This window comes from Streptoalloteichus hindustanus (assembly GCF_900129375.1).
In the GTDB taxonomy this organism is placed as follows: Bacteria; Actinomycetota; Actinomycetes; order Mycobacteriales; family Pseudonocardiaceae; genus Streptoalloteichus; species Streptoalloteichus hindustanus.
Genome location: NZ_FQVN01000021.1, coordinates 26,692 through 52,712 on the forward strand (window position 1 = coordinate 26,692; position 26,021 = coordinate 52,712).

The 26,021-nt window shown below is 70.8% G+C and carries 23 protein-coding genes and 1 pseudogene; 15 read left to right on the forward strand and 9 right to left on the reverse strand.

Features of this window, described 5'->3' with window-relative positions; translation table 11 throughout:
* Positions 1–68 precede the first annotated feature (68 nt).
* From BUE43_RS31800 to BUE43_RS31810, 3 genes are all read left to right on the forward strand, one after another.
* On the forward strand, positions 69–2,135 hold the full coding sequence (locus BUE43_RS31800; RefSeq protein ID WP_073490058.1) for a helicase HerA domain-containing protein: 2,067 nt from the start codon (positions 69–71) through the stop codon (positions 2,133–2,135).
* Positions 2,135–3,535, forward strand: coding sequence for a hypothetical protein (locus BUE43_RS31805; RefSeq protein ID WP_073490059.1), 1,401 nt, complete (start codon positions 2,135–2,137; stop codon positions 3,533–3,535). Before BUE43_RS31800 ends, BUE43_RS31805 begins: the two co-directional genes overlap by 1 nt.
* Positions 3,536–3,675: 140 nt before the next feature.
* The gene (locus BUE43_RS31810; protein ID WP_268844461.1) at positions 3,676–4,746 is read left to right on the forward strand and encodes a DNA adenine methylase; all 1,071 of its coding nucleotides are present in this window, start codon (positions 3,676–3,678) and stop codon (positions 4,744–4,746) included.
* A 416-nt stretch (positions 4,747–5,162) separates the two neighbouring features.
* Here the strand turns inward: BUE43_RS31810 and BUE43_RS35515 are convergent, their stop codons facing one another.
* Entirely contained in the window at positions 5,163–5,300 is a 138-nt protein-coding gene (locus tag BUE43_RS35515) for a hypothetical protein (RefSeq protein WP_234996032.1), read from the reverse strand.
* Positions 5,301–5,982: 682 nt separating this feature from the next.
* A complete protein-coding gene (locus tag BUE43_RS31815; protein ID WP_073490061.1) occupies positions 5,983–6,558 on the reverse strand; it encodes a TetR/AcrR family transcriptional regulator in 576 nt (191 codons plus the stop codon).
* 149 nt (positions 6,559–6,707) lie between these two features.
* Between BUE43_RS31815 and BUE43_RS31820 the strand changes: the two genes are divergently transcribed.
* Complete coding sequence (locus BUE43_RS31820; protein WP_073490062.1) at positions 6,708–7,301, forward strand: dihydrofolate reductase family protein; 594 nt, start codon at positions 6,708–6,710, stop codon at positions 7,299–7,301.
* Position 7,302: 1 nt separating this feature from the next.
* On the opposite strand, the gene BUE43_RS31825 is transcribed toward BUE43_RS31820, so the two are convergent.
* Positions 7,303–8,058 (reverse strand): FadR/GntR family transcriptional regulator, encoded by a 756-nt coding sequence (locus BUE43_RS31825; RefSeq protein ID WP_073490063.1) that lies wholly within the window; start codon positions 8,056–8,058, stop codon positions 7,303–7,305.
* 309 nt (positions 8,059–8,367) lie between these two features.
* Here BUE43_RS31825 and BUE43_RS31830 point away from each other — a divergent pair, with 309 nt between their 5' ends.
* Both BUE43_RS31830 and BUE43_RS31835 read left to right on the forward strand, forming a co-directional pair.
* On the forward strand, positions 8,368–8,862 hold the full coding sequence (locus tag BUE43_RS31830; protein WP_200797751.1) for a gluconokinase: 495 nt from the start codon (positions 8,368–8,370) through the stop codon (positions 8,860–8,862).
* A 38-nt stretch (positions 8,863–8,900) separates the two neighbouring features.
* A complete protein-coding gene (locus BUE43_RS31835; protein WP_073490088.1) occupies positions 8,901–10,280 on the forward strand; it encodes a GntT/GntP/DsdX family permease in 1,380 nt (459 codons plus the stop codon).
* A gap of 103 nt (positions 10,281–10,383) precedes the next feature.
* Here BUE43_RS31835 and BUE43_RS31840 read toward each other — a convergent pair whose 3' ends face one another.
* Positions 10,384–11,196, reverse strand: a complete 813-nt coding sequence (locus BUE43_RS31840; protein ID WP_073490065.1) for an SdrD B-like domain-containing protein — start codon at positions 11,194–11,196, stop codon at positions 10,384–10,386.
* Between the two features lie 397 nt (positions 11,197–11,593).
* Here BUE43_RS31840 and BUE43_RS31845 point away from each other — a divergent pair, with 397 nt between their 5' ends.
* The 3 genes from BUE43_RS31845 (at position 11,594) to BUE43_RS31855 (ending at position 16,068) form a co-directional block, all read left to right on the forward strand.
* A complete protein-coding gene (locus BUE43_RS31845) occupies positions 11,594–13,993 on the forward strand; it encodes a penicillin acylase family protein (RefSeq protein WP_073490066.1) in 2,400 nt (799 codons plus the stop codon).
* A 504-nt stretch (positions 13,994–14,497) separates the two neighbouring features.
* Positions 14,498–14,974, forward strand: coding sequence for a hypothetical protein (locus tag BUE43_RS31850; protein WP_073490067.1), 477 nt, complete (start codon positions 14,498–14,500; stop codon positions 14,972–14,974).
* Positions 14,975–15,057: 83 nt separating this feature from the next.
* Positions 15,058–16,068, forward strand: coding sequence for a DUF418 domain-containing protein (locus tag BUE43_RS31855; protein ID WP_073490068.1), 1,011 nt, complete (start codon positions 15,058–15,060; stop codon positions 16,066–16,068).
* Here BUE43_RS31855 and BUE43_RS31860 read toward each other — a convergent pair.
* Positions 16,040–17,266 (reverse strand): metallophosphoesterase, encoded by a 1,227-nt coding sequence (locus BUE43_RS31860; protein WP_327083661.1) that lies wholly within the window; start codon positions 17,264–17,266, stop codon positions 16,040–16,042. The two genes, BUE43_RS31855 and BUE43_RS31860, sit on opposite strands and share 29 nt — an antisense overlap.
* A 277-nt stretch (positions 17,267–17,543) precedes the next feature.
* Between BUE43_RS31860 and BUE43_RS31865 the strand changes: the two genes are divergently transcribed.
* The 3 genes from BUE43_RS31865 (at position 17,544) to BUE43_RS31875 (ending at position 19,740) form a co-directional block, all read left to right on the forward strand.
* A complete protein-coding gene (locus BUE43_RS31865) occupies positions 17,544–18,110 on the forward strand; it encodes a maleylpyruvate isomerase family mycothiol-dependent enzyme (RefSeq protein ID WP_083960386.1) in 567 nt (188 codons plus the stop codon).
* Between the two features lie 18 nt (positions 18,111–18,128).
* On the forward strand, positions 18,129–18,395 hold the full coding sequence (locus tag BUE43_RS34885) for a type II toxin-antitoxin system Phd/YefM family antitoxin (protein ID WP_200797749.1): 267 nt from the start codon (positions 18,129–18,131) through the stop codon (positions 18,393–18,395).
* Positions 18,396–18,558: 163 nt separating this feature from the next.
* Complete coding sequence (locus BUE43_RS31875; protein ID WP_159447827.1) at positions 18,559–19,740, forward strand: serine hydrolase domain-containing protein; 1,182 nt, start codon at positions 18,559–18,561, stop codon at positions 19,738–19,740.
* Here the strand turns inward: BUE43_RS31875 and BUE43_RS31880 are convergent.
* On the reverse strand, positions 19,719–20,249 hold the full coding sequence (locus BUE43_RS31880) for a helix-turn-helix transcriptional regulator (RefSeq protein ID WP_083960388.1): 531 nt from the start codon (positions 20,247–20,249) through the stop codon (positions 19,719–19,721). The genes BUE43_RS31875 and BUE43_RS31880 overlap by 22 nt on opposite strands.
* 359 nt (positions 20,250–20,608) lie before the next feature.
* Positions 20,609–21,121: a hypothetical protein gene (locus BUE43_RS33940; protein ID WP_143174521.1), complete on the reverse strand. Its 513-nt coding sequence runs from the start codon at positions 21,119–21,121 to the stop codon at positions 20,609–20,611.
* Positions 21,122–21,283: 162 nt separating this feature from the next.
* On the opposite strand from BUE43_RS33940, the gene BUE43_RS33170 reads away from it, so the two are divergent.
* Positions 21,284–22,396 (forward strand): monodechloroaminopyrrolnitrin synthase PrnB family protein, encoded by a 1,113-nt coding sequence (locus tag BUE43_RS33170; protein WP_143174522.1) that lies wholly within the window; start codon positions 21,284–21,286, stop codon positions 22,394–22,396.
* 44 nt (positions 22,397–22,440) lie between these two features.
* Here BUE43_RS33170 and BUE43_RS31895 read toward each other — a convergent pair whose 3' ends face one another.
* Together BUE43_RS31895 and BUE43_RS31900 are read right to left on the reverse strand one after the other, a co-directional pair.
* The gene (locus BUE43_RS31895) at positions 22,441–23,274 is read right to left on the reverse strand and encodes a methyltransferase domain-containing protein (protein ID WP_143174523.1); all 834 of its coding nucleotides are present in this window, start codon (positions 23,272–23,274) and stop codon (positions 22,441–22,443) included.
* 317 nt (positions 23,275–23,591) lie between these two features.
* Entirely contained in the window at positions 23,592–24,362 is a 771-nt protein-coding gene (locus BUE43_RS31900) for an AraC family transcriptional regulator (protein ID WP_073490076.1), read from the reverse strand.
* A 56-nt stretch (positions 24,363–24,418) separates the two neighbouring features.
* On the opposite strand from BUE43_RS31900, the gene BUE43_RS31905 reads away from it, so the two are divergent.
* Positions 24,419–24,991 carry a class I SAM-dependent methyltransferase gene (locus BUE43_RS31905; protein ID WP_073490077.1) on the forward strand — a complete coding sequence of 191 codons (573 nt, stop codon included), beginning with the start codon at positions 24,419–24,421 and terminating at the stop codon, positions 24,989–24,991.
* A gap of 137 nt (positions 24,992–25,128) precedes the next feature.
* Positions 25,129–26,021: pseudogene (locus BUE43_RS31910) on the forward strand (Fe-S oxidoreductase); the annotation flags it as partial.

Genomic DNA, 26,021 nt, shown 5'->3' on the forward strand with positions numbered 1-26,021 from the left:
GTAGTGCAAGAACTGTCAGTAAGCTGTTGCGAGCTTGTGTCTCGCTGGTGTCTCTCGAGAGGTGAGAAATGACTGAGTTAATCCCCGGTGTCGGCGCTGGGTCGTTACTGCGATCAGAACTGCTTGCCGACGGTCGATCGACCCGGATCGGTGCGATTCACCAGATCGACTACGGTCACGCCGTCGTGCTGACCCACGACCGCTGGAAATTCGATGCCGGTGGAATTCCGCAATTCTCCTTCCTGCTAGCGACCGCGCAGGACGTTAACGACCCCCGCGTCGACGACGACGAGGTGCTGCTTTTGCGCGTCGAGGGCACCGCGCCATTGTCGCTTGAGCGCGATCTACACGCCGTGCGCGAGGAGTCCCTGCGTACGGCTCTCTCGAACAACCAGGACCCGTCGCCGTCCGCCGTGCTTGATGCGGAGCTCGATCCGGTCACCAAGAACCGAGTGTCATTCACCGGCGTGCGGTGCAAGATCCTCGGCACCTTCTACGAAGATGACGTAGACGGGCAGAAGGTGCTGGAGTTCGGTGCCGACGTGGACAACTTCTATGCTACGTCCACTTATCGAGTCCTGAAGCCGATCAGCGACGGCCTCGCTACGATCGCTTCCTACCTCAAGCCCACCGGGCGTCCTGTGGAACGCGTACGTATCGGCGCGGTGCGGTACTCCGCGACGCGGCGGCGAGCTAAGACCTCCAAGCAAGCCGACGCCGCCGTCGAGGTCAACATCCGGGACTTCATCGGCAACAAAACCGCTTTGCTCGGTATGACCCGGATGGGCAAGTCGAACACCGCAAAAATCATCATCGCCCGTACGTTCGTGGTCTCTGAGCGACAGCGTGCCATGGGCAAACCCCCCATTGGTCAGCTGATCTTCGACCCGCAAGGAGAGTACGCCAACCCGAACACGCAGGATGGCACCGAGATCGCAGCGATTGGTGCGAACCACGTCCGCATCTTTAAGTTCGGCGCTGACGGATCGCAGCACCATGTTAAACCGCTCAATGTCAACTTTTTCTCAGAGAATCAAATCGATGCCGTCCAAGGACTCATTGCCAACCAATTGAGTGGCGAGGACTCTGGGTACGTCAAGGACTTCGCCGGCACGTCGTATGCCGATGACTCTGTCAATAAGTTCAACCCCCATCCGGGCCGCGCTCGGATGGTCCTGTATGGCGCATTGATTCGCGCAGGCTTCCCTGTGCCTTCGAACTTCGCCGCTCGGGTCAACATCAGTGGCGCATTGCAACTGAAGGTCGAGCAAGGAATTCGGGGGCAGAAAGCAGTAGCCGGCCTCGGTCGCAGACCGTTCACGCAAGCGGGCAAATCTGCAAACATGGTCACTGTAGCTCACGGTGAGATTGAGGCAGTCGTCGACAAGATTATCCAATTACGCGAGGCTGGCGACACCGACGCGATCAACTTCACAAAAGACGTACGCTGGAAGAGTGTTGAGCCGATTTTCACCACGAAGAGCGACAATCGCAACGTCCGAGGTTGGAAGAATCTGAACCCGTTGCGCCCGTTTCACAGCCCGCTGACACAGCAGGACCCCGCTCTGGAAATCTATAACGAGCTCGTTGAAGGTCGAATCGTCATCGTTGATCTTCACGTTGGTGCCGAGGAAATCACAAGGGTGCTTAGCGAAACCATTACCCGACGGCTGCTCTTTATGCAGACAGAAGTATTTACGTCTGGGCAGGAGCCGCCGTGCATTCAGGTGATGCTTGAGGAGGCGCACAATCTGTTCTCGTCGGACCGTTACAAGGACGAGCTCGACGTATGGGTCAAGCTCGCCAAAGAAGCCAGTAAGCTCAATCTCGGCATGACCTACGCGACACAGGAGGTTTCCGGGGTAGCACATCAGGTCAAGGCGAACACCGCAAACTGGGTTGTCGCCCACTTGAACAACACGACAGAGGTCCGAGAACTAGCCAAGTTCTACGATTTCGGGGCGTTCTCGGATTCAATCATCGCCTCGGAGGACCGTGGATACGTGCGGCTGAAGACGCTGTCCTCGCCGTACATCGTCCCAGTTCAGATCGATCGGTACGACGTCGCACTTGTCAACGAGGCGCGAGCCGCTGCTGGTGACCCGCCGTTGCCGCTCAACGGGGTGGCACTCTGATGCCGTACGAGACTGCTAGCGGGGCTCACGAGATCGCGTCGCGGCTGGGTCACTCGGCGGCCGCTGTCCGAGCTATCGCGGACCAACGCACCTTCCACGTTCCGGCCGAGGCCATCCAGGACATGGATTTGATCCGCACGCGCATCCGTCCACGGGGCGACTTCGCCGCACCGTCTGCACCCGAGCGCCTCAACGCCGCGCTGGCAATTGATGGTTCATACGTCGTCGCGCCGGTGCGTGACGGCCTCCCATCGGTCCTGTACGGGTTTGCGCAGGCTGCCGCAGCGTACGTGGACCTCGCTGTTCTGGAGTCGCAGCGGGCCGAGCGGTTTGTCGATCCGTACAAGATCGAGCGCGCGGTCAACACGGCCCTCGTGACACTCGACCTGCCCGTCTCGGGCGCGTACACGCGCGCTGGTGTCGACATCGTGACATCGTGGCGCGAGGCCCTCAACGAGCTGTTTCGGCAGAAGAAGATCGACGTCAATCGTCTCGACCAACCACTGCTGGACCTGCTCTTCCTTCTCCACGGCGTTCCCGGGGTGCCAGCGGTCACAGTGCCGGTCAACTGCCCGACGCAGGATTGCAAGAAGGACGTTCCCGTGCCGTCCGCTGGCGCCGACTGCGACGCGTGCGGCGTGCACCTTTTTCCCACCGACGTACTTCGTATCCACGAGGAGGTTGGCGAAGAGGGCACGAATCAGTCCGCTATCGGGCGGCTGATGTCGGTGATCGAGCTGTTGGTGCTGGTTGGGCTGGCGACGCTGCTGTGGGAGCAGTCGCGCCAGAAGGCTCTGCCCACGACGCTGTTCATCGTAGATGGCCCGTTGGCCGTGTTCGGCACACCGGCAAAGCTGCGCGGACGAGCCCTTGAGTACTTCCAAGTGATGGGCAATACTGCTCCGGGTAAAGCGCCATACGTTTGTGGGATTGAGAAGTCCGGAGTTCTGGTCGACTATGCGCGCCAACTGGCCCGGCATGGCATTCTCGAACCGGGTGAGCTGTTGGTGTGCGACGAACAGATCATCGCTCGCGTCGTCAACGCCAACAACGCGCGTTCCTATGGCAAGGAGACGTACTGGGGCCGCAAGTTCGTTTATCGCGCGCTGGATGGGCGAGTCGTCGTCCCGACCGTGCCACCACCGGCCGGCGCACCGTACGATGCCAACGGCGGCCAAACCGACCCGGCGGCCTACCCGACGCTGCCCGCAATTCTCGACGTGATCGACCGTACCGGTTCCTCAATGTACGTCGATGGCATCATCCCGGTGGCCGTCGCGCACGGGAAGGCCGCGTTCCCGATCGGTGTGGGCACCGATGTGCTCCGCCTCGTAGCCACCAAACGTCTCGGCCTGGATTCGACTGGTGGACAAGCGGCTCCGGTACGGTCTGCCCCATGATCGAGAATGGGGCTGTGTTGCCGGTCGCACCCTCCTGTGCTGCTCACGCAGCTCACGCTGCTGCGCCCGCAATTCCGACGCAAATCCTCGACAACCCCCGCCCACTCGTCTCACCCCTCGGCGCAGTCGACCATGCGCTCATGACGAGCAGGTACCAGTCGCCACTCCGCTACCCAGGAGCAAAGTCCTCCCTCGCCCCGGTGATCGCCCGGATCTTGGAGGCCGCCAAGGGTTCGCGGAGCGTTCCGCAAATCAACTTGCTGGTCGAGCCCTTCGCCGGCGGTGCGTCGGCGTCCTTGCGACTCGTCGGCCAAGGAATCGTCGACCGAGTGCTGCTCGCTGACGTAGATCCGTTGGTGACTGCTTTCTGGCAGGCCGCAGCCGCTGACACAGAGGCGCTGATCGACCGTATGCATGGCGAGTGGAATCAATACGTCAAACTGGGGGGAACGGCCGCGGTCGAACGATGGGACTACTGGCGTTCCTGGGCGCCCGCTCGGAACGCGAAGCCTGACACGGTCCGGCTTGGATTGGCGACACAGTGCCTATTTCTAAACCGCACAACGTTTTCTGGAATCCTTCACGGCAAGGCGGGACCGATTGGCGGACGCAAGCAGGAGAGCCCGTACGGTATCGGATGCCGGTGGAATCCGGAGGCGATAGAGGAACGGCTTCGATACGTCGGTCACTTGTACGACACTGGCCGACTCGTCGATGTCTGGCACAAGGACTGGAAACAGACACTCGACGACGTGCCCGAGTACTATCCACAGCTGATCCCGTCCCGCGTCGTTGCCTACCTCGACCCGCCCTACATCGAAAAAGCTTCGCACTTGTACCGTACTTCTTTCGACCCCCGAGGCGGATATGGCGGCGACAAAGCTGGCAAGATGAGATCAGATGACCACATGCTCCACATGCAGCTCGCCGCATATCTGCGCACCAAGGCGCAGTTCCGCTGGCTGCTCAGCTATGACAATAACCCACTACTGACCACAAGCTCTTGGCTCTATGCGCACGCTCGCATGACGCCTAGCCGCGTCGACCGGGAGACGCTCGGCGCACACTCCTGGGCCTTGACCAAACGGTTGGTAAAGATGCGCTACACCGCTAGCGGCAAGACCGGCAAGCGTGATGCCGAAGAACTCCTCATCACGACCCTGCCGCCGTCCACCGTTCCCGTAGATCACCAGCTGCGTGAGCTGCCCTGATGCTGGGGAGGTCACCCGCCTGCCGCCACCTGCGCAGCACCTTCCGGCTGTAGTTGTTCGTGCCCGTGATCGGGTCCAGCTGTGGCGCCGGTTGGCGTAAGGCTTTTGGCCTGCTCATTTACGTAGTATGCCCACATCCGTTGCTCGGCCGGCGGGCGACCCTTGTCCGAGACCACCGTGAGACGCACCACCGGTACTGTGTCGTCGCCGGTCTCGCTTACTGTCTCGGCGCGGTGCCGCTTGAGCACACGGTTGAGCAACTTGACCGCCAGCAGCAACGCGAGCGGCGGGCGCGCTGCCACTCCACGGTGAACACACTCAGCTCCGCCGCCGCCACGTTCGCACATAGCGAGGCAGATCTCGAACACAAAGGACAACCACGCTGTCCGCCGGCCGGCACGGTGGCTGGTTGTCATTCACAACTCGACCGTGGTTGTGGTCACAATGCCTTCCACGATCAATAGCCAGATCGCTGCCTTCGCCTCATTAGCGCCGAACCGCAAGGCGAACTCGCGGCTGTGCCCGTCGAAGGCGTTCGCCCCGTCCAGTACCACCAGCGCGGTGCATGCGTATTGCTCCTACAGCGCGCTGTCCCGCCAAACTAACGGTGTACCACGGTGGCGGTCAGCGCAGCATACCTTTGGTCGTACGCCGTACGTCAACCGGGCAGTCGCCACCACAGGCAAACGCCTGCGGGTCGCTCGCCAACTGCCCCCACCGCAGCATGCGGAACCCGGACGCGCAGGTAGTCCGCTCCGCACACCACGCAGGCCAACCCTTCGGCCTGGAGTGTCAACCTGCTGATCGGCGTGTCGCCGCTCATTGGGGGCCACCCGTCACCAGAGACAGGTTCCTACCGGACGGATCGTGATCTCAGGCCCTTCGACCTGCACGAGCGGTTTCTATGCTGACACCGGCAACTGTGTGGAGGTTACCCCGGGGGCAACCCGAAGGGGGTGGTTGTACGGCACAAGCACCCCAAGGCGGGGATCATGTTTTTCTCGTCGCTGGCGTGGGTGCGTTTCGTGCGGGAGGTCCGTAAGGATTTTACCTGCGCCAACGGGGTGGTGAGGATCGAGGTGGTCGGTGTGGACACTCTCGTCTGGTCCATGTCGGACGGGTCGAACTGTGCTTTGACGAAGGCGAGTGGTCCCCTTTCGTTGCCGGGGTTTCGACGGCGAGTTCGACTTCTCCGAGCCCGCCCTCGTGAGCTGACCTCGACTGTCTTCCGCCGTGTCAGTCTGGGTGGGGCAGGGTGCGGGTGACGAGGGTGGTGATGAGGGTGTCGAGGTCGAAGGGGGACAGGACGTCCGGGAGGGTGAGGTGCTCGATGACCACGCCGGTCATCGCGAGGTAGAGGAGCACCACGGTCTCGCGGTCGCCGGGGAGGCCGGAGTCCAGGTGGAACCGGATGTTCTCGCGGAGGTTCGCCTCGATGGTGGTGGTGAGGGCGGCGCGCAGCTCGGGTCGGCGCGTCGCCTCCAGGCGTAGCTCTAGCAGGGCCAGGTAGCCGGCGCGGTCCTCGGACAGGCGGTCCACCAGTTCCCGCAGGAGCCGGGTGACCAACTCGGTTGAGGGCGGGGTGCGCATGGTCTCGGCCAGCGCGGCGGGGTCGGGGCCGAGTCGTTCGTGGATCTGCCGGCCCACCTGGTTCAGCAGGTCGTCGCGGTTGGCGAAGTAGTTGGACGCGGTGCCCTTGGGCACCCCGGCCTCGGTGTCGACGGCGCGGAAGGTGAGGCCCCGGGCGCCTTCCCTGGCCAGGACCTCGATCGCCGCGTCCACCAGGGCCGCTCGTCGTGCCGGGTTGCGCATGTCCTCCTCCGGTTCCTGGTTGTAACCACTTCGAGTGAAGTGCTACAACTGTAGTTGTTGGTGGTGGGGTTCCACCAGCGGTCCCGGTGGCGGCGTGGGGGAGCGCCCGCCGGGACGACGGTTCGGCGGCCCCCGGAAACGAGGCTCGGATGCGCAAGCTCACCTATCTCGTGGCGACCACCCTGGACGGGTTCGTCGCCGACCCGAGCGGGTCGAACCCGGCCGCGCCCGGCGGGTTCTTCCTCGGCGAGGGCGACCACATCGAGGCGATCTTCACGGACTACGCCGAGATCATCCCGGTGCAGGCCCGCGAGGCGCTCGGGATCGCCCCGGAGAACCAGCGCTTCGACACGGTGCTGGAGGGGCGCGGCTCCTACGAGGTCGGCCTGCGGGAGGGCATCCCGGACGCCTACCCGCACCTGCGGCACTACGTGTTCTCCCGGACGATGGCCGAGAGCCCGGCCCCCGCGGTCCAGATCGTCGCCACCGACCCGGTGGAGAAGGTCCGGGAGCTCAAGCGGGAGGACGGGCTGGGCATCTGGCTCTGCGGCGGCGGCCAGATCGCGGCGGTGCTCCTCCCGGAGATCGACGAGCTGATCCTCAAGGTGCACCCGGTCGTGATCGGGTCGGGCATCCCGCTGTTCTCGGGGCGGGGCTTCGAGCCGCACCGGTTCGACCTGGTCGACAGCCACGCCTTCACCAGCGGGGTGGTCCACCTGACCTACGCCAGGCGGCAGGCCTGACCTACGCGAAGCGGTGGAGCGGGTCCGACGGGAGCCGGGCAGCCTCGTCGGGGCTGGCCGGCTCTTCGGTGTCGAAGGCCGGGGTCATCTCGCCCATCGCCTGGACGACGATCTCGCGCATCGCGGCCTCGGCGCGCTCCGCGTCGCCGCACTGGATGGCCTGGGCGACGTCGGTGTGCAGCCGCACCGCCGTCGGGTGCGGCTCGGGCGGCATGAGGTGGTGCTCGGTGCGACCGGTGAGCACCTCGCCGACGACGTCGTGGAAGCGGCCGAACATCTCGTTGCCGGACGCCTGGAGCACGAGCCGGTGGAAGGCGATGTCGTGCTCCAGGAAGGTGCGCAGGTCCCGGGCTCGCGCCGTCGTCGCGAGCTTGATGGCCAGGCCGACCAGCTCGCCGCACTGCTCGGGCGTCGCCCGCCGGGCCGCGTAGCCGGCGGCCACCGGCTCGACGGCCGAGCGCAGCTCGCTCAGCGATCGGAGCTGGTGCGCCCGGTCGGCGCCGGCCAGTCGCCAGCGGATCACGAGCGGGTCGTAGAGGTTCCACTCCTCGCGGGGGCGCACGGTGATCCCCACCCGGCGCCGGCTGCTGACCAGGTTCATGGACTCCAGGACCCGCACGGCCTCCCGGATGACCGTGCGCGAGCAGGCGAAGCGCTCCTCCAGACCCTCGATCCGGAGCACCGACCCGACGGGGTGCTCGCCGCCGGCGATGGCGGGTCCGAGGGCGTCCAGCACCCGACCGTGCAACCCCTGCATCGCGGTGGTTCCTCCGAAGGTGTCACGACGTCGCACCGCCCGCTTCTGGTGCCCCGACCGAGCGTAGTCGAGCGGTCCGCTGCCGCACCGGCATCGATTAAGTATGACTATTTGGCCCCAATGCCTTGAAAAGTAGTACCAATGGGCTGATAGTGGCCGACGCACGATGGCGTGTCCCGACGCGGCACCCCGTCGTGCGACCGCGCCAGCGGGTACACGACGAACGTCACCCGAAACGTCGCCGGCAGGTGCGGCAACGCAACGTCGCGTTGGAGGTATGAGGTGCGAACGACCCCGGTCGTGGTGGTCATGGGGGTCTCGGGCTCCGGGAAGTCGACGGTCGGCACGCTGCTCGCCGACCGCCTCGGCGTGCCCTACGCCGAGGGCGACGACTTCCACCCCCCGGCGAACGTCGCCAAGATGGCCGCCGGGCACCCGTTGGACGACGAGGACCGCTGGCCGTGGCTGCGGGCCATCGCCGACTGGATCCACGCCCACCCCTCGGGGGCGGTGGTCACCTGCTCCGCGCTCAAGCGCGGCTACCGGGACCTGCTCCGCCGGGATGACGTCCCGGTGTGGTTCCTGCACCTGTCCGGCGACCCCGAGCTGATCCGGAGCCGGATCGCGGCCCGAACCGGCCACTTCATGCCGCCCGCCCTCCTGAACTCCCAGTACGCCGCGCTCGAACCGCTCGACGCGGACGAGCCGGGGCTCACGGTCGACGTCGCGCACACCCCCCAGGACATCGTCGCGACGGCGGCGGACGCCCTCCAGCGGGGCGAGGGACAGGAAGGAGCGCGGTGACGGTGCCGACACTGACACCGACGGCGATGGCGTCGCCGATGACGACGACGGACGCCCACGTGCTCGCGGGCGCGTGGACCGGGCACGACACCCGCCTGGTGGTGGCGGGCCTGCTCGGCATCGCGGTCCTCGTCGTGCTGATCACGAAGCTGAAGGTGCACCCCTTCCTGGCCCTCACCCTGGGCTCGGGCGTGCTCGGCGTCGCCGCCGGCCTGCCGCTGGACAAGGTGATCGACAGCTTCGGCAAGGGGGTCGGCGGCACGGTCGCCAGCGTCGGCGTGCTGATCGCGCTCGGCGCCATGCTCGGCCGCCTGCTCGCCGACTCCGGCGGCGCCGACCAGATCGTCGACACGATCCTCGGCCGCTCGGGACGGCGCTCGCTGCCCTGGGCGATGGCGCTGGTGGCCTCGCTGATCGGCCTGCCGATGTTCTTCGAGATCGGCCTGGTCATGCTGATCCCGGTGGTGCTGCTGGTGGCGCGCCGCGGCGGCCACCCGCTGATGCGGGTCGGCATCCCCGCGCTGGCCGGCCTGTCGGTGCTGCACGGCCTGGTGCCGCCGCACCCGGGCCCGCTGGTCGCGATCGACGCGCTCAAGGCCGACCTCGGCATCACGCTGGGCCTGGGCCTGCTGGTGGCCGTGCCGACCGTGGCGATCGCCGGTCCGCTGTTCGGCTCGGTGGCCGCGCGCTGGGTGGACCCGACGCCGCCGGAGCACCTGGTGCCCGAGCGGCACGAGGGCACCGGCGGGCGGCGGCCGAGCTTCGCCGCGACCCTGGTCACCGTCCTGCTGCCCGTCGTGCTGATGATGGGCAAGGCCGTCGCGGACATCGCCCTGGCCAAGGACAACACCGTCCGGCACGTCCTGGACTTCGTCGGCGCGCCGCTGTTCGCCCTGCTGGCCGCGGTGATCGTCGCGATGTTCACGCTGGGCAGGGCCGCGGGCTTCACGAAGGACAAGCTGTCCGCCACGATCGGCGACTCGCTGCCGCCGATCGCCGGCATCCTGCTCATCGTCGGCGCGGGCGGCGGGTTCAAGCAGACCCTGGTCGACGCCGGCATCGGCACCGTCATCACCAACCTCGCCACCGGCGCGAACTTCTCCCCGCTGCTGCTGGGCTGGCTGATCGCGGTCGCCATCCGGGTCGCCACCGGCTCGGCCACCGTGGCCACCATCTCGGCCGCCGGCATCGTCGCGCCGCTGGCCGCCGGCCTCAGCCCGACCCACGCCGCGTTGCTGGTGCTGGCGGTCGGCGCGGGCTCGCTGTTCTTCTCGCACGTCAACGACGCCGGCTTCTGGCTGGTCAAGGAGTACTTCGGGATGAGCATCGGCCAGACCATCCGGAGCTGGTCGATCATGGAGACCATCGTGTCGGTGGTCTCCCTGGTGTTCGTCCTGCTCCTGGGCCTGGTCCTGTAGCGAGGGCGGACCAGGCCCACCGGAGCGGCGAACGCGAAGGGGCCGCGGACCGTCCCCACGGTCCGCGGCCCCCGCCGCATCCCCCGAACGCGGCGCGCCGAGGTCAGCTCGCGGCCACCGGCAGAGTTCTCCTGTTGTTCGCGGGGTTGGTGTCGCGGTAGTCGTTGTAGGCGGTGCCGACCCGGACCTCGCCGCTCGTCGGGGCGTCCGCGACCACGTCGATCGTCACGACCTCCTCCGGGCCGGGGAGGACCCGGGTGCGGGTGCGAGCCCACACCTTGTCGTCGGCAACCACGTCCGCCCGCATGCTGCCCCCAGCTCCCACCGCCCGCAGACCCCAGGGCAGTTGGACCGTCACACCCACCGTGTCGGCCACGTTGCCGAGGTTGGCCACGCCGATCCGGAGCCTGACCCGCTCGCCGACGCGGAAGTGGCCATCGGGGTGCCCCTCGAGGAGCACCTGGGTCACCCCCAGGTTGCCCCGCGCGGTGACCAGTCCCGCGTCGAGTCCCGTCACGTGGGAGAACCCGGTGTCGGTTCGCTTGATCTCGACCGGCTTGCTCTGCCTGGTGACCGGGTCGAAGCGCGAGTCGTGCGTCCGCAGGGTCAGACCGAGTCCGCCGCTTCGGCTGCGGTCGTCGGACGTCACCACGTACTGTCCTGCCGGCAGATCGGAGAAGCGGTACCGGCCCTGTCCGTCCGTCACCGTGGAGCGCATCAGCCCGTCGGCCTTGATGTACATCCAGTGGTCGGGGAGCGCGGGCTCGTTCGCCTGACGACGGCCGTCCTCGTTGAGATCCTCCCACGCGACGCCGGAGACGGAGCCGGCCGGCGGGTCGTCGGCCGCGGCCACGCCCGCCCACAGCAGCGGAGCCGTCGTCGCCACGACCACGCCCAGCAGAGCGGTTCGGCGCACTCGGGCCAAGGTGTTCCTCACTGGTTCCCCCTCGTTCGCTGTGCCCCCTCGGGGCTTGCGCGAGGAGCACGCTCGAGCCCGGTTGCTGGTTGGCCCAGTGATCGATCCGTGATGAAGTCCTTTCAGGACAAGAGAAAACGTCCCCATGAGTCCAATGTGGACATGTGGAGGAGGGTGAGGTGGTCCCACGTCGACCGGACGCGCGGGGGGGTTGCCGGTTGGTCAGCGGAACACTCGGTTCACTCGAACGGCCTAAGGGGGTTTGTGGGGATGCCCTTGGTCCGTTCGGGCGCTGTTCTTGGCACGTGACTGACGTTTGCTGACAACCGGACGAGTTCGACATCCCGGCAGCGAAAGGCGGGCGACAGACGTGTCGAGATCCCCAGGGCGGCGGCCCGTGCGGCGGTGGGGGGTGGTGGTCGCGGCGCTCGCCACGGCGGGCACCGCGCTGGCCACCGCGCCGGCGCACGCCGAACCGGAGCTCGCGGGCGGCGGCCACTCCGCGACGATCAGGTACACCGAGGGCGGCGTCGCCCACATCCGGTCGAACACCTTCGGCGGCGTCGGCTACGGCTACGGCTACGGCGTCGCGAAGGACAACCTCTGCGTGCTGGCAGACATGTACCTCACCCTCTCCGCGCAGCGGTCGAAGGTGCTCGGGGTGGACGGCCCCGGCGACGGCGCGCTCGGCTCGGCGGGCGACAACCTCGCCAGCGACCTGCACTTCCAGCGGCTCATCGACAGCGGCGAGGTGGAGCGGCTGCTCGCCCAGCCGGCCCCGCTCGGCCCGAAGGCTGAGGTCAGGGAGGTCGTCCGCGGGTACGTGGCCGGCTTCAACCGGCAGGTGCGGGAGTCCGGCGGCCGGCAGTGCCCCGGCGGCGTCCCGGTCCGGCAGATCGCCGAGATCGACGTGTACCGGCACATGTCCGCGCTGGCCATGACCTCCGGACAGGGCATCGCGGTGGACGGGCTGACGGCGGCGCAGCCGCCCGCCGCGTCCCGCGCCGAGGCCGCCGCCGCGGCGGCCACCCCGCCGGCCGAGGCCGCGGAGCTGTTGCGGAGCAGGCTCGACAAGCCGGACATGGGCAGCAACGCCATCGCCGTGGGCAGGGACGGCACGGTCAACGGCGGCGGCGTGCTGCTGGGCAACCCGCACTACCCGTGGCACGGCGGTCGGCGGTTCTGGCAGGTCCAGCTCACGGTCCCCGGCCGGATGGACGTCAGCGGCGGCACCCTGCTCGGCCTGCCGCTCGTGCAGATCGGCTTCAACCGCGACGTGGCGTGGAGCCACACCGTCGCCACGCCCCGGACGTTCGGGCTGCACGAGCTGAAGCTCGTGCCCGGCGACCCCACCTCGTACCTGGTGGACGGCAAGCCGGAGAAGATGACTTCGCGCCGGGTCGCCGTGGAGGTCCGCAACCCGGACGGCTCGGTGGGCCGGGTCGAGCGCACGCTCTACGGCACGAGGTACGGCCCGGTGGTCAACGGCGTCGCCCGGGTCTCGCTGCCGTGGACCACCACCACCGCGTACGCGCTCCAGGACCCGAACGCGCAGAACCTCCGCCTCCTCAACACCTGGTACGAGCTGGGCCGCACGCGGAGCACCGACGACGTGGTGCGGGCGCTGTCGAGCACCCAGGGCGTGCCGTGGGTCAACACCATCGCCACCGACCGCGCCGGCCACGCGCTCTACGCGGACGTGCAGGTCGTGCCGCACGTGACCGACGAGCTGGCGCGGCGCTGCTCGACCGCGCTCGGGCGTGAGCTGTTCCGGACGGCGCGGGTGCCCGTGCTCGACGGGTCGCGCGGCGACTGCGCGTGGGGCAGGGACCCGGACGCCCTCCAGCCCGGGACCTTCGGCCCGAAGCGCCTGCCGGTGCTCCAGCGCTCGGACTACGTGGTCAACGCGAACGACAGCGCCTGGCTGACCAACCCGCACCAGCTCGTCACCGACTACCCGCACATCGTGGGCAACAAGGAGACCGAGGCCGGGCCGCGCACCCGCATGGCCGTCACCGCCGCCGAGGACCGCATCGCCGGACGGGACGGCCTGCCGGGGAGGAAGTTCTCCCGCCAGTCCATGCAGGACGTGTTGTTCTCCGACCGGAGCTCGGTCGCCGAGCTGGCCGCGGCGGACGCCGCCCGCATGTGTCGTGCCTTCCCCAACGGCAAGGCGCCGACGAGCAAGGGGACCGTCGACGTCGGCAGGTCCTGCGAGGCGCTGGAGAAGTGGGACCGCAAGTACACAGTGGACAGTCGGGGCGCGTTGCTGTTCGACCGGTTCTGGTCGCGGGCGGCGCAGGTGAGGCCGAGCCCCTGGCGCGTCCCGTTCGACCGGACCCGGCCGGTGACCACCCCGAACACCCTGGACGTCGCCAACCCCGCCGTGCAGCGGGCCTTCGGCGACGCGGTCGAGGACATGGGCGGCATCGCGCCGGACGCGCGGCTGGGTGAGCACCAGTACGTGGTCCGCAACGGCGAGCGCATCCCGATCCACGGCGCGGACGGCCACCTCGGTGTGCTGAACATGATCGTGGGCGCGGAGTGGGAGCCGGGACGCGGTTACTCCGAGGTCGTCCACGGGTCCAGCCACGTCCAGGTCGTCTCGTTCGGGTCGGGCGCCTGCCCGGACGCCGCGACGCTGCTCACCTACTCCCAGTCGTCCGACCCGGCCTCGCCGCACCACGCCGACCAGACCCGGCTGTTCTCGCAGGGCAAGTGGCAGCGGGGACGGTTCTGCGAGCTGGACATCCTGACCTCGCCGGAGCTGCGGGTGGTCCACCTCCGCGGCCGCTGATCACCCGGTTCCCGGCAACTGGTCCTCCGGTTGCCGACAACCCCTGGAGCCCGCCTGCGCCGCAGGCGGGCTCCACCCGTTGGTGGGCGGCGTGCCGTCGTCGGCGGCCCGGAAGCGGCCCGGAAGCAGCCTGGCAACCGGGGGAGCGGTTCGGGCAAGCCGGTGGCGGAGCGTTTCCAGGTTCACTCGGTCGAGCGATCTTCGGGCGGGTGGGTTAATGCCGGGGGTCTCCGGCGGCGATGGCTTGGACAGCCGCGTCGCGCCGCCGTCGACGTGGCGCGCTCCCGAGGGAGATTCCCGTGGCGCCCGCGAGTGACTCCGACGGCGCGCGCCCTTCCCGCGCGCGCCGTCGTTCTCGGCTGCGCACGGTTCCCCGGCACGGGTGTCCCGTCGGCCCCAGCGGTGCGGGCGCGCCGCGGGAACCGGGCGCGCGATCCGCGGGATCGGTGTGCGGCGGCGCCGGCTCCCCGGGTGGCTCCCGCCCGCCAGGCCCCAGGAGGAAAGTTGCTCAGGTTCCCCAAGCTGCCGCCCCCGGCGCTGTCCGCCGGCGCCGCGGTGTCCGTCGTCGTCGGGCTCGTGGTGGGCATCGCCGTCGGGCAGCACGCCTGGCGCGAGGAGGGCAGCCGGCCGGCGGACGCCCCCGGCCCGACCAGTTCCGGCCGGCTGGTCGAACCCGACGGCCCGCCGATGGACTACGACGGCCGCCCCGAGGTCACCCGGGTCCGGGACGGCTCCACCTTCGCGCGCACGCCGACGCCGACCACCGCCTCCGGCGCGTCGCCGACGCCCTCGACCACGCCCCAGCCCGCCCCGCGCGTCTCCGGCTCGGCGGTCGGCACCTCGCCCAGCGCGCCCAGGGACCGGGCGGGCGCCGAGTCCAGCGACTCCCCGGCGCCCAGCACGACGGCCAGCTCCGCGCCGTCGGGCACCGCTCCGCCGTCCGCCCCCACGTCGGCCCCCACGGCGTCGGCCCGCCCGTGACCAGCGGGGGATCGGCCGTTCGGCGGCGTGGGTCGGTCCGACGGCCGAGGCGGCCGGCCGCGCGGACACCTAGCGTCGGGATCATGGCTGTCCCGTCCGGTCCGGCCGCGCCCGCCACCGCCCGGGTCGCCGCCCTCGACGCTCTCCGCGGCTTCGCGCTGTGCGGCATCCTGCTGGTCAACATCCCGGCGATCACGCAGATGGCGGCGGTGGTGTCGTCCGGCGAGCCGCACCCGGTCCGGCTGGCGCTCGACCTCACCGCGCGGGAGCGGTTCTTCCCGGTCTTCTCCTTCCTGTTCGGGGTCAGCTTCGCCCTGTTCCTGGAGCGCGCGCGGGCGCGGAAGCGGCCGGCGGTCGCGGCGCTGGCCCGCCGGCTGGCGGCGTTGGCGGTGCTGGGTTTCGCCCACCAGCTCCTCCAGCCCGGCGAGGCGTTGCTGCCCTACGCCGTGGTCGGCCTCCTCGTGCTGCTGCCGGCGAGCTGGTTGCCGAACCGGGTGGTGTGGCCGCTCGGCGCGGTCGCCGCGCTCGCCGGGGTCCTCGTCGCCGGCGGCGGCGTCGCCCTGATCCCCGGCCTGTTCCTGCTCGGCCTGGCCACCGCCCGGCACGGGATCGTGCACGACCTGACGGGCAGGACGCGGCAGCTCGCGGCGGTCTGCGTCGCGGGCGCGGCACTGGGCGTCGGCCTCACGGTGTGGCAGTACGCGGCCCCGGAGAACGGCCCGGTCGCGGCCGCCGCCGGCCTGGCCGTGGCGGCCGCCTACACCACCGGGATGCTGCTCCTGCTGCGCACGAGGGCGGGTCGGCCGGTGTCGGCGGCGCTGGAGCCGTTGGGGCGCATGGCGCTCACCAACTACGTCCTGGCCACCGTGCTGGTGCTCGTGGCCAACCGGTTCCTGGAGCTGACCGAGACCCACCGGTGGGGCAGCGCGGTCGGGCTGGCCGTGGTGGTGCTGGCCGCCCAGTCCGGGTTCAGCCGCTGGTGGTTGGCCCGCTTCCGGTACGGGCCGCTGGAGTGGTGGTGGCGGTGCGTCACGTGGTTCCGGGTGGTGCCGAACCCCCGACGGTTCAGCCCTGCCGCAGCTCCACGAGCGTGACGTCCGGCGGCGCGCCGACCCGCACCGGCGGACCCCAGAAGCCGGCGCCCCGGCTCACGTAGATCCAGGTGCCGTCGACCTGGGCCAGGCCGGCCACCACCGGCTGCTGGAGCGGGACCAGCAGGTTGAACGGCGCGAGCTGGCCGCCGTGGGTGTGGCCGGAGAGCTGGAGGTCGACCCCGCGGCGCGCGGCCTCGGTCACCTGGACCGGCTGGTGGGCGAGCAGCACCACCGGCCGGTCGTCCCGCCGCCCGCCGAGGGCGCGGTCGAAGTCCGGGCCGTCGCCCTGCTGCCGCCCGGCCACGTCGTTCACGCCGGCCAGGTCCAGGACCCCGCCCCGGTGGCGGATCTCGGTGCGCTCGTTGCGGAGCGGGTTCACCCCCAGGCGCTCCAGCTCCCGGAGCCACGGCTCCGCGCCGGAGTAGTACTCGTGGTTGCCGGTGACGAAGAACGACCCGTGCGTGCTGACCAGGTCGCGCAGCGGCTCGGCCGCCGGCCCGAGCTTCTCGACGGTGCCGTCCACCAGGTCGCCCACGATCGCCACCAGGTCGGGCTCCAGCTCGTTGATCGTGCGCACGATCCGCTCGGTATGACCGCGTCCCAGGATCGGGCCCAGGTGGATGTCGCTCACCACCGCGACGCGCATGCCCGCCGTGGCCGCGTCCAGCCGCCGCAACGGCACCGACACCCGCTGCACCACCGGCCCGCCCAGCGCGGTCTTCGCGCCGTAGCCGACGACGCCGGTGGCCGCCAGGCCGGCGACCGTCGCGGTGGACCGGGCCAGGAACAGCCGCCGGCTCTGCTCGATCCCCACCGCGACCGGCCGCTCCGGCTCGGCCGCCGGCGGCTCGACCCGCGCCGGCGGCCCCGGCTCGGGCGTCAGCTCGGCCGACGGGACGCGCCCGCGCATCCGGCGCAGCAGCACCAGACGCGGGATCTCGGCCACGCCGAGCGCCAGCAGCAGGTAGAACATCAGCGCCAGCCACAGGTAGCCGGGCCAGGCGAGGAACACGCCGATCTCCGGGGAGAGCACGCGCGTCGCGGTCAGCGTGGCGACCAGCAGGACGGCGAGCACGACGAGCGCGGTGGTGCCGACCCGCCGCCAGCGGCCGGGGAGCGTGGTGTCCCGGACCAACCGCAGCCACAGGTACCAGTGGATCCCCGTGACGACCACGAAGACGACGGCGGCGAACAGCACTCGAGCCCCCTCCGGCGATGACAGCCGCATTAGTCAACACTCGTTCGGGTGAACGTCGCACGGGGGTACGGCCTGGGCGGACCGTGGCTGAGAGTCAGCCACCCGAACACGGGCGCGTTCTCAGCTCCGCTTTTCTGTCGGTTGTCGGCGACAGCCTCCGAGCGGCTGGAGGTCAGTGTCCTGACGCCAGCCCTGGACCGAGCGACGGGGGAGTGGCGATGGCCGTTGTCGACCTGGTGCGGCCCAGCCTCGCCTTCGCCAGGGACAGGTCGCGGGCATCGGCGCGACCCCCTGGGACAGCCCCACGCCCTGCGCCGTGTGGAACCTGAGCCAGGTCACCAACCACCTGATCGGCACGATCGCGGCGCTGACCCGTGCCCTGTCCGGCGACCAGGTCGAGCCCACCGCGCTGGCCCCCGACGTGACCGCCGCGACCGACCACGTCGGCGCCGACGCACTGGCCGCTTTCGACCGTGCCACCGAATCCTTCCTCGCCGCCCGGCCGACGGACCCGGCGGCGATGAGCGAACCCCGCGCGATGCCGATGGGGGAGGTGCCGGCCGGTGCCGTCGTGAACCTCGTCGCGCTGGACGCCACCGTGCACGGCTGGGACATCGGCAGGGCCAGCGGGCAGGACCCGGTGATCCCGACCGGACTGGCCCAGCCGCTCCTGGTGTTCGCCAGGCACTTCATCCGACCGGCAGCGAGCGGTGGCATCATCGGCGCGAAGGTCGGTCGCCGACGACGCCTCGCCGACGGACCGCCTGGTCGCCTTCCTGGGCCGCCAGTCCTGATCCGACTCACGACCGGTGGACAACGTGTTTCCTCGCCGGGAAACGCCTGAGCCGAGGTGCCTGCCTCCGTGGTGCGCGATCCCGACGAAGACCTGACCACCCCTGCTGGACATGAGGCTGTCGTGATCGGCCAGCCCGACAACGACGAACCCCACCAGGAGACCGCTCACCTGCTCCGCGGCCCGGAGAACGCCCGACGCCTGATCTCCGCCATCCAACGGCTGGAGTCCGGTGGTGGGGTCGAGCACGACCTGGTCGGACAAAGCCAGCCCGGGACGACGACGTCCGGCGACAGACCCGGGATCGCGGGGTCCTCCGGCGGAGCGACGCGTTGATCAGGCGACTTCGCCACCACAGCAAGGAGTTGGCGCGGCTCGGTTCGGTCGTCTGACCACCGGTTCTGGTGCCAGGGCGTGGTGGGACTCCGCCCACGGTCGGAGGCGGGGCGCTACCCGGGGCTGACGCCCGCGCAGTGGATCACGAACCAGCATCGGTCGCGTGACCCGACGAAACACCAGAAGGACAGGGTTGGCGCTGCTCGTCGCGGCGGCCACCGTCCTGTCCGGACCGGCCGCCCTCGCGAGCGTTCCGACCAGCCCGCCCGCGCCGGCCGCCGCCACGGCGGACCAGGCCGACCGGCGAGCCGCCATCCAGCGGGAGCTGGACCGGTCGGTGGCCGAGGGCGCGCCGGGGGCGACCGCCCTCGTCGCCGAGGGCTCGACGCGGTGGCGGACCACCAGCGGCGTCGCCGACCTGGACACCCGCGCGCCCATGCCGGCCGACGGCCGGTTCCGCGCCGCCAGCCTGACCAAGAGCATGGTCGCGACCGTGGTCCTCCAGCTGGTCGACGAACGCCGGCTCCGGCTCGCCGACCCGGTCGCGTCCGTGCTGCCCGGGGTGGTTCCCCGGGGCGACCGCATCACGGTCGAGCAGCTCCTGCGGCACACCAGCGGCCTGCCCGACTACATCAACGTGCCCGAGATGGCGGACCCGGCGGTCTACGGGCGCCGCACCTTCACCCCTCGCCAGTTGGTCGACTTCGCGCTGCGGCAGGCGCCGGTGGGCGAGCCGGGGCAGAAGTTCTCCTACTCCAACGCGAACTACATCCTGCTCGGCATGATCATCGAGCGGCTGACCGGGGGGCTGGCCGACGCGCTCCGGGAGCGGGTCTTCGGGCCGGCCGACATGCGCGCGAGCTACTTCCCCGTCACCTTCCCCTTCCTGGTGGGGCCGCACGCGTCCGGCTACTACCTGGCGGCGGGCCGGATGACGAAGGTGACCGAGCTGAACCCCTCCTTCGCCTGGGCCGCCTACGCGGTGGTGTCCACCCCGTCGGACATCCAGCGCTTCTACCGCGCGCTGCTCACCGGGCGGCTCCTGCCGGCCCGGCTGGTCGAGACGATGCGCGTGACGGTCCCCACCGGGAAGGAGCCGTGGTCCGGGTACGGGTTGGGTCTGGAGACCCTGAAGACCACCTGCGGTGTGACGGCGTGGGGGCACACCGGGAGCATCCCCGGGTTCGTCTCCATGGCCTTCAGTAGTGAGGACGGGCAGCGCCAGGTGATCGCGACGCTCAACGTGCAGTCGGCGGACAGGGAGTTCGGGAAGATCGCGATGCCGGTGCTGAACGCGGTCAACACCGTGTTCTGCGGCGTTCCCTACGTGCCGACCCGGCCCTGACCGGTGTGGTCGGGCTCCAGGTCGAACAGGTGCGGGTTGCCCGACAGCACCGCGATCATGGCGGCCCGGGTGGAGACGCCGAGTTTGGCGAAGACGCGCCGCAGGTGCGTGGACACCGTGTAGAGGCTGATCTCCAGCACGGTGGCGATCGCCTTGTTCGTGTGGCCGAGGCCGACCATCCGGGCGATCTCCCGTTCCCGGGGGCTGAGCAGGGCGGCGAGCCGCTCGGGGGGCGGGGCCGGACGCACCAGCACGCAGCGCACCCCCAGCTGGGTGGTGTCGAGCAACGGCGGCTCCCGGTCGAGCGCGACACCACCCAGCTCCACCACCCGGCGCACCAGCGCCTGCACGAGGTGCCGCACCACGTCGTCCTGAGCGACGTCGGCCGGTGGACCGGGCAACGCGCCCGCGCGCGGTCGGCGGTGGTCGGGAGCCAGCCGGGGCGGCGCCTCCGGCGGCGGGTCGTCGTCCGCCGCCAGTGGTGTCCCGGCCACCGCTCGCTCCGCCATCGCCGACCCCCTGCCCTCGTGCGCCCCCTCCGGTCGCCGGACGGCGGAGGCGACGCACCCGGGTGCTCAAGGAGTGGCGGACACCGCGTCCAGCCCCTCATAGGAAAGAGAAAAAGCCCGGGGTCCGCATCGGCAATCCGTGTGACACGGGCGCCGAACGCGCCGGGTGGACTCGGCGTCACCCGTCGTGGCAGCTCGGCCTGTCGGCCCTGGTGACGTTGCCATGCCCCGGGAGAGTGTTCCCAGGTCGGTGAAGGTTCACCAGGTCCGGTCCCAGCTCGGCACTCGCGGTGAGCGCCTGGCCGGGACCGCGATCGCGGGGCGGTGGCGGGGGGAGGGGCGCGGGAGCGGGCGCCGCCTCAGGTCACGCGCGGCGGGAGCTGGAGGGCGGGGATGGGGAGCCGCCGCCGCTCCGCCTCCACCACCGCCCCGCTCGCCAGCTCCACCGCCCGGCCGATGAGGTGGGAGAAGTGCTGCCGCTCGGCGTTCTCCACCGCGATCGAGATGTGCAGGTCCGCGTCCTCGGGATGCCCGTGCATCGCGGCGAGCACGGCGCGCAGGATCGTGCGGTCGGGCGGGGCCACCCGGTCCACCGGCACCGGGCCGTGCTCGTCGAGGAGCTGGAGCTTGGCCTCGCCGGGGTCGGTGTCCGGGCCCGCCGCGTCGCCGGCGATGCCGCTGAGCAGCTGACCGGCGTAGCGGACCAGCACCGCCAGCAGCAGCCGCAGGTCGGCGCGCGGGATGCGGCCCTGCACGTCCCGCAGCCGCAGCAGGGCCTCCACCGCGGTGTCGAGCTCACCCCGGCGGGCCGCGGCCACCATCACGGCCGCCACGTCCAGCACCGAGCGCCGCCGCGCCCGATCTCGGTCCACCCGGAGTGCATACCCGGTCGCACCGGGAATCACCGCCACGGCTCGCCGGCCTGGGCGTCACCGCTCGGGGTGTCACTCGGGTGTGGAGGCCGCCGCCGACCGTTCACCGACACGTCCTTGACCGCGGAACCACGGTGGGCGAATATTCCGATCGTGGGGGTAATGGTCACGGACGGCGTACGGCTAAACAATTGCCGCACGACGTCCGACCTCCGGCTCACCGGGCGGTTTTGCCGGGCGGTCGCGGATCACGATCCCCTGGGCGCCGACGCGTTGTTGGCCGCCCTGCCCGAGATGAATGCGCGGGTGGACGTGCCGGAATTGACGCGCGCGCTGCGCGCGCTGATTTCGGTATACCACGAGCGGCCGCCGCGCGACACCGTCGGACGGCTGGCCGCCATGCGCGACCTGGGCATGCTCCTGGGCTCGCTCAAGCGGCACGGCGTGGAGCCGCTGGCGGCGGTGCCCGAGGCCGAGGGGCCGCTGCTGGCGCTCGGCGCGGCCACCGACATGGTGCCGAGGGACACGGTGCTGCACTACGGGGCGTGGAACCCGCGCGGCCCCCGCCAGCGGATGTTCGTCGGGGCTGCGGAGGAGAGCGTGCTGATCGACGCGGTGCGGCGCACGGCGCCCGCGGTCGAGGACGCGGCGTTAACCCTGGTCAGCCTGGCCGGGACCGAGGTCCGCGACCCCCGGTTCGCCCGGTCCTGCCGGCACGCCGTCGCCCGGCTCGCGGTGCTGCCGGCCGTGATGCGCGTCGTCGGCCAGGTGGTGGACCCCGCCCGGTTCTTCCTCGCCCGGCTTCGGCCGTACATGGAGGACGTCGAGATCGCCGGCCGGCACTACTACGGCCCCGCCGCCGCCCACGTCCCCCTGCACCTGCTCGACCGCGTGGTGTGGTCGGGCGACCGCGGGGACCCCGCGCATTCCGCGCTCCAGGACGATCTGATCGATTACGGCCTGCCGTCGTGGCGCCGCGTCTTCGCCGGGAGCAAAGGCCGGGAAACGTTGGTCACGCGAGTGATTCGCGCGGTCGGGCCGGCCGGCGCGCCCGATCCGGAACTGCGGCCGGCGGTCGAGGCGTTGACCGACCTGTTGCGCACGCTGGTCGTTTTCCGCGGCCGGCACAGCCCGCTGGTGAAAGCGGCCTACACGCGTAATGAAAACTATTTCGCCGGAAGCGCGGGAGCGAGCCCGGACGTGGTGCGGCACATCCTGGCGCTCACCCGGCAGTGCGCGGACGGCCTGCGCGCCCTCGCGGCGCGCAGGCCGTGACCGGGGGCGGGCCGACCGGGGCGCCGGCCGGCCCGTCGCCCGGCTCAGCCGGGCGGGCGCCGCCCCCAGGCGATCACCATGAAGTTCGGGACGTAGCGGAAGGCGGGCTGGTCGAGCAGGTCGAGGACCAGGTCCACCTCGCCGTCGTCGAGCAGCCCGGTGGCCACCAGCCGCGGTCGCAGCCGCCGCAGGGTGAGCGGGAAGAAGCCCTGGACACCGCCGGGGAGCACCGGCGCGTGGATCTCGGCGGCGACGTCGACGAGGCCGGCGTCGGTCAACATCGCCGGCAGGCGCTGGCCGAGGCCGGCGTCGACGCCGCTGTCGGCGAACAGGCGCTCCAACGCCCTGCCGAGGCGCTCCGCCAACCCGGTGTGCTCCGGCGGGTAGTAGCGGGCGGTCGCCAGGGTCATCGGCCCGCCGATGTCGAAGTCCTCCACGACCACCCAGCCGCCGGGCCGGGTCGCGGCGACCATCCGTTCCAGCGCCTGCCCCCGTTGGGGGATGTGCTCCAGGACCGCGCGCGCGTGCACCAGGTCGTGGGTGGCCGGCTCCAGCGGGTCGACCAGGACGTCGTGCCGGCGCACGTCGAGGTTGGCCAGGCCGTGCCCCTCGGCGAAGCGCGGGTCGGTGTCGGTGGCGAGCACGTGCCCGGTCGGGCCGACCCGCCCGGCCAGCCACCGGGCCACGCTCCCCGCGCCGCAGCCGACCTCCAGGCACCGCCAGCCCGCGGACACGCCCAGCGCGGCCAGCCGGTGGAGGGAGGGGCCGTCGTAGAGGTCCTCCAACGCGGCGAGCCGATCCCGCTCGCGCTCCCACGTCTGGTCGAAGACGTACGTGCCCATCGCCCTGGCCTCCCGTGCCGAACGCGTGATCGTCACCCGTCAGGTTAATCCCGAAGATCACACCTTCGGGTGAACATCACTTCTCGTGCTGGCCCCCGTTCCGGGTGAGCCGGTAGAAGGCGCGCCCGGCTCTCGTGCGGCCGGACCACCGCCGCGTGCTCCCGGAGATACCCGGCCTGGCGGGCCGCCGCGTCGGGGTCGCTTCGACTGGTCGTGCCGTCGCCCGGACCCGAGCTGTCACCCCTCGGCCGGGGTTCGGCCCTGCCCGGAGCGAGGAAACAGCGATCGTAGCCATGGCCGACGAGGCCGACCGCCTGGTCGCCGCCCGGCTCCCCCGGTCCCGCCCGCGCCGGTCAGAGCCCGCGGTCGCGCGCGAAGTAGGCGCCCGGCGGCACCCCGATCGCCTTGCGGAACGCCGCAACGAACGCGCTGGGCGTGGCGTAGCCGACCCGGCGCGCGACCACGGCGATCGGGACGCCCTCGGCCAGCAGCGGCAGGGCCGCCCGGAGCCGGGCCTGGCCGCGCCACCGCCCGAAGCTCATCCCGGTCTCCGCGACGAACAGCCGGGCCAGCGTGCGCGCGCTCGCCCCGACCAGCCGGCCCCAGCTCGCCAGGCACCGCCCGTCGGCCGGATCGGCCACCAGCGCCGCCGCCACCCGCCGCGCCCGGTCGTCCCGGGGCTCCGGCGGGTCGATCGTGGTGACCGAGAGCGGCGTGAGCAGCCCGAGCACCAGCGCCTCCGCGTGCGCCCTGCTGTCGGCGGGCACCGCCTCGCCCGCGAGGTGCCCGATCAGCTCCCGGAGCAGGCCGCGCACCTCCACCACCGTCGGGGCCGCCCAGTCCACCGGGCACTCGTCCGGCCAGAAGTACAGGCTGCGCATCGTGGCCGGGCTCGTCGCGCCCGTCGTGTGCCGCACCCGCGCCGGGATCCACAACGCCCGGGTCGGCGGCAGGACCCACGTGCTGCCGCGCGCGCTGACCGTCAGCACGCCCCGCGCGGCCCACGCGAGCTGGTGCACCGTGTGCTCGTGCCAGTCGAACCGCTCCCCGCGCGACATGTCGAACGTGCCGACGACGATCGCGCCGAGGGGCGGCAGGGGCGTGACGTGTCCGGATCGCGACATGATCTGGCACAGTATCGCGTGGCGGAAAACCCGGGCGGCGCAATAGCTTTCGGCCCATGCCGATGAACCGTCTCCACACGTGGGCGTGCCGGTCGGAGCTGTGGGCGCGCGGCGTGGAGCGCCGGACGATCCCGTGGGCTCTGGAGGGGGTCGACCTGGGCGCCGACGTGCTGGAGATCGGGCCCGGCTACGGGGCCACCACCCGCGTCCTGGTCCGCCGCGTGCCACGGCTGACCGCGCTCGAACTGGACGCGGCCCTCGTGGCCGGGCTTCGGCAGCGGCACGGCGACGCGGTCGAGGTCCTGCACGGCGACGGCACGGACATCCCGCTGCCGGACGCGCGGTTCTCCGGGGTCGTGTGCTTCACGATGCTGCACCACGTGCCGACGCCCGACCTGCAGGACGCGCTGTTCGCGGAGGCCCACCGGGTGCTGCGGCCCGGCGGCGTCTTCGCCGGCGCCGACAACGCCCACAGCCTCGGCTTCCGGCTGGTCCACCTGGGCGACACCTACAACCCGGTCGACCCGCACACCCTCGGCGAGCGGCTGCGCCGGGCCGGGTTCGGCGACATCCGGGTCACCCTGCGCCGCGGGACGTTCCGGTTCCACGCGCACAGGCGCGCGGCGTGAGGGCCAGCCCGCCGGCCGGCGCCCGGACGGCGCGCGCGGCGGGTCGGGCTTCCCACCGGTTGGGCGAGCGCCCGGGACCGCGGACTGCGCAGAATCGGACCTGACGGCCCGAACCCACCCGCGCAGGGAGCCCGGCCATGCAGCTCGCCGCCATCCTCGTGTCGATCCCGTTGAGCGTGCTCGGGTGGTGGCTGTTCCTCCGCGCCCTGTGGCGGCTGGTCGTCGTGGTCCGGCTCGGCCAGCCCGACCCCACCCGGCACGACGACTGGGTCGGGCGGTTGGGCAGCACGCTGCGGGAGACCCTCGGCCACACGCGGATGCTCAAGTGGACGCTCGTCGGCTTCGCGCACTGGTGGGTGTTCCTGGGGTTCATCCTGCTGGTGCCGACCCTGCTCAACGCCTACGGCCAGTTGTTCGACCCGGCGTTCGTGCTCCCGGTGCTGGGGCACTGGTGGCCGCTGGAGCTGGTCACCGAGGTGTTCGCGGCGGCGACGCTGGTGACCGGCCTGACGTTGGTCGCGATCCGGCAGCTCCAGCACCCGCGCCGGCCGGAGCGGCAGTCCCGGTTCGCCGGGTCGAGCTTCTGGCAGGCCTACTTCGTCGAGTTCGTCATCGTCGCCATCCCGGTCCTCGTGCTCCTCCTGCGGGGACTGGAGGGGGTGTTGCAGGGCGTGGACAGCTACGACATCCACTTCGCGGTCAGCTACCCGTTGGTGCGGGCCTTCTCCGGGCTCTCCCGGACGACGGTGGAGAACGCCGTCTGGGGCGTGGCCGGCCTCAAGATCGTGATCTCGATGGTCTGGTTCGTCGTCGTGGGGTTGGTGCTGACCATGGGGGTGGCCTGGCACCGGTTCACGGTCTTCTTCAACGTGTTCTTCAAGCGCTTCCCGAAGGGGATCGCCCTGGGCCCCGCGAAGCCGATGATGAGTGGGGGCAAACCCCTCAACTTCGAGGAAGCCGACCCCGACACCGACACCTTCGGCGCCGGCAAAATCGAGGACTTCACCTGGAAAGGCTGGCTCGACTTCAC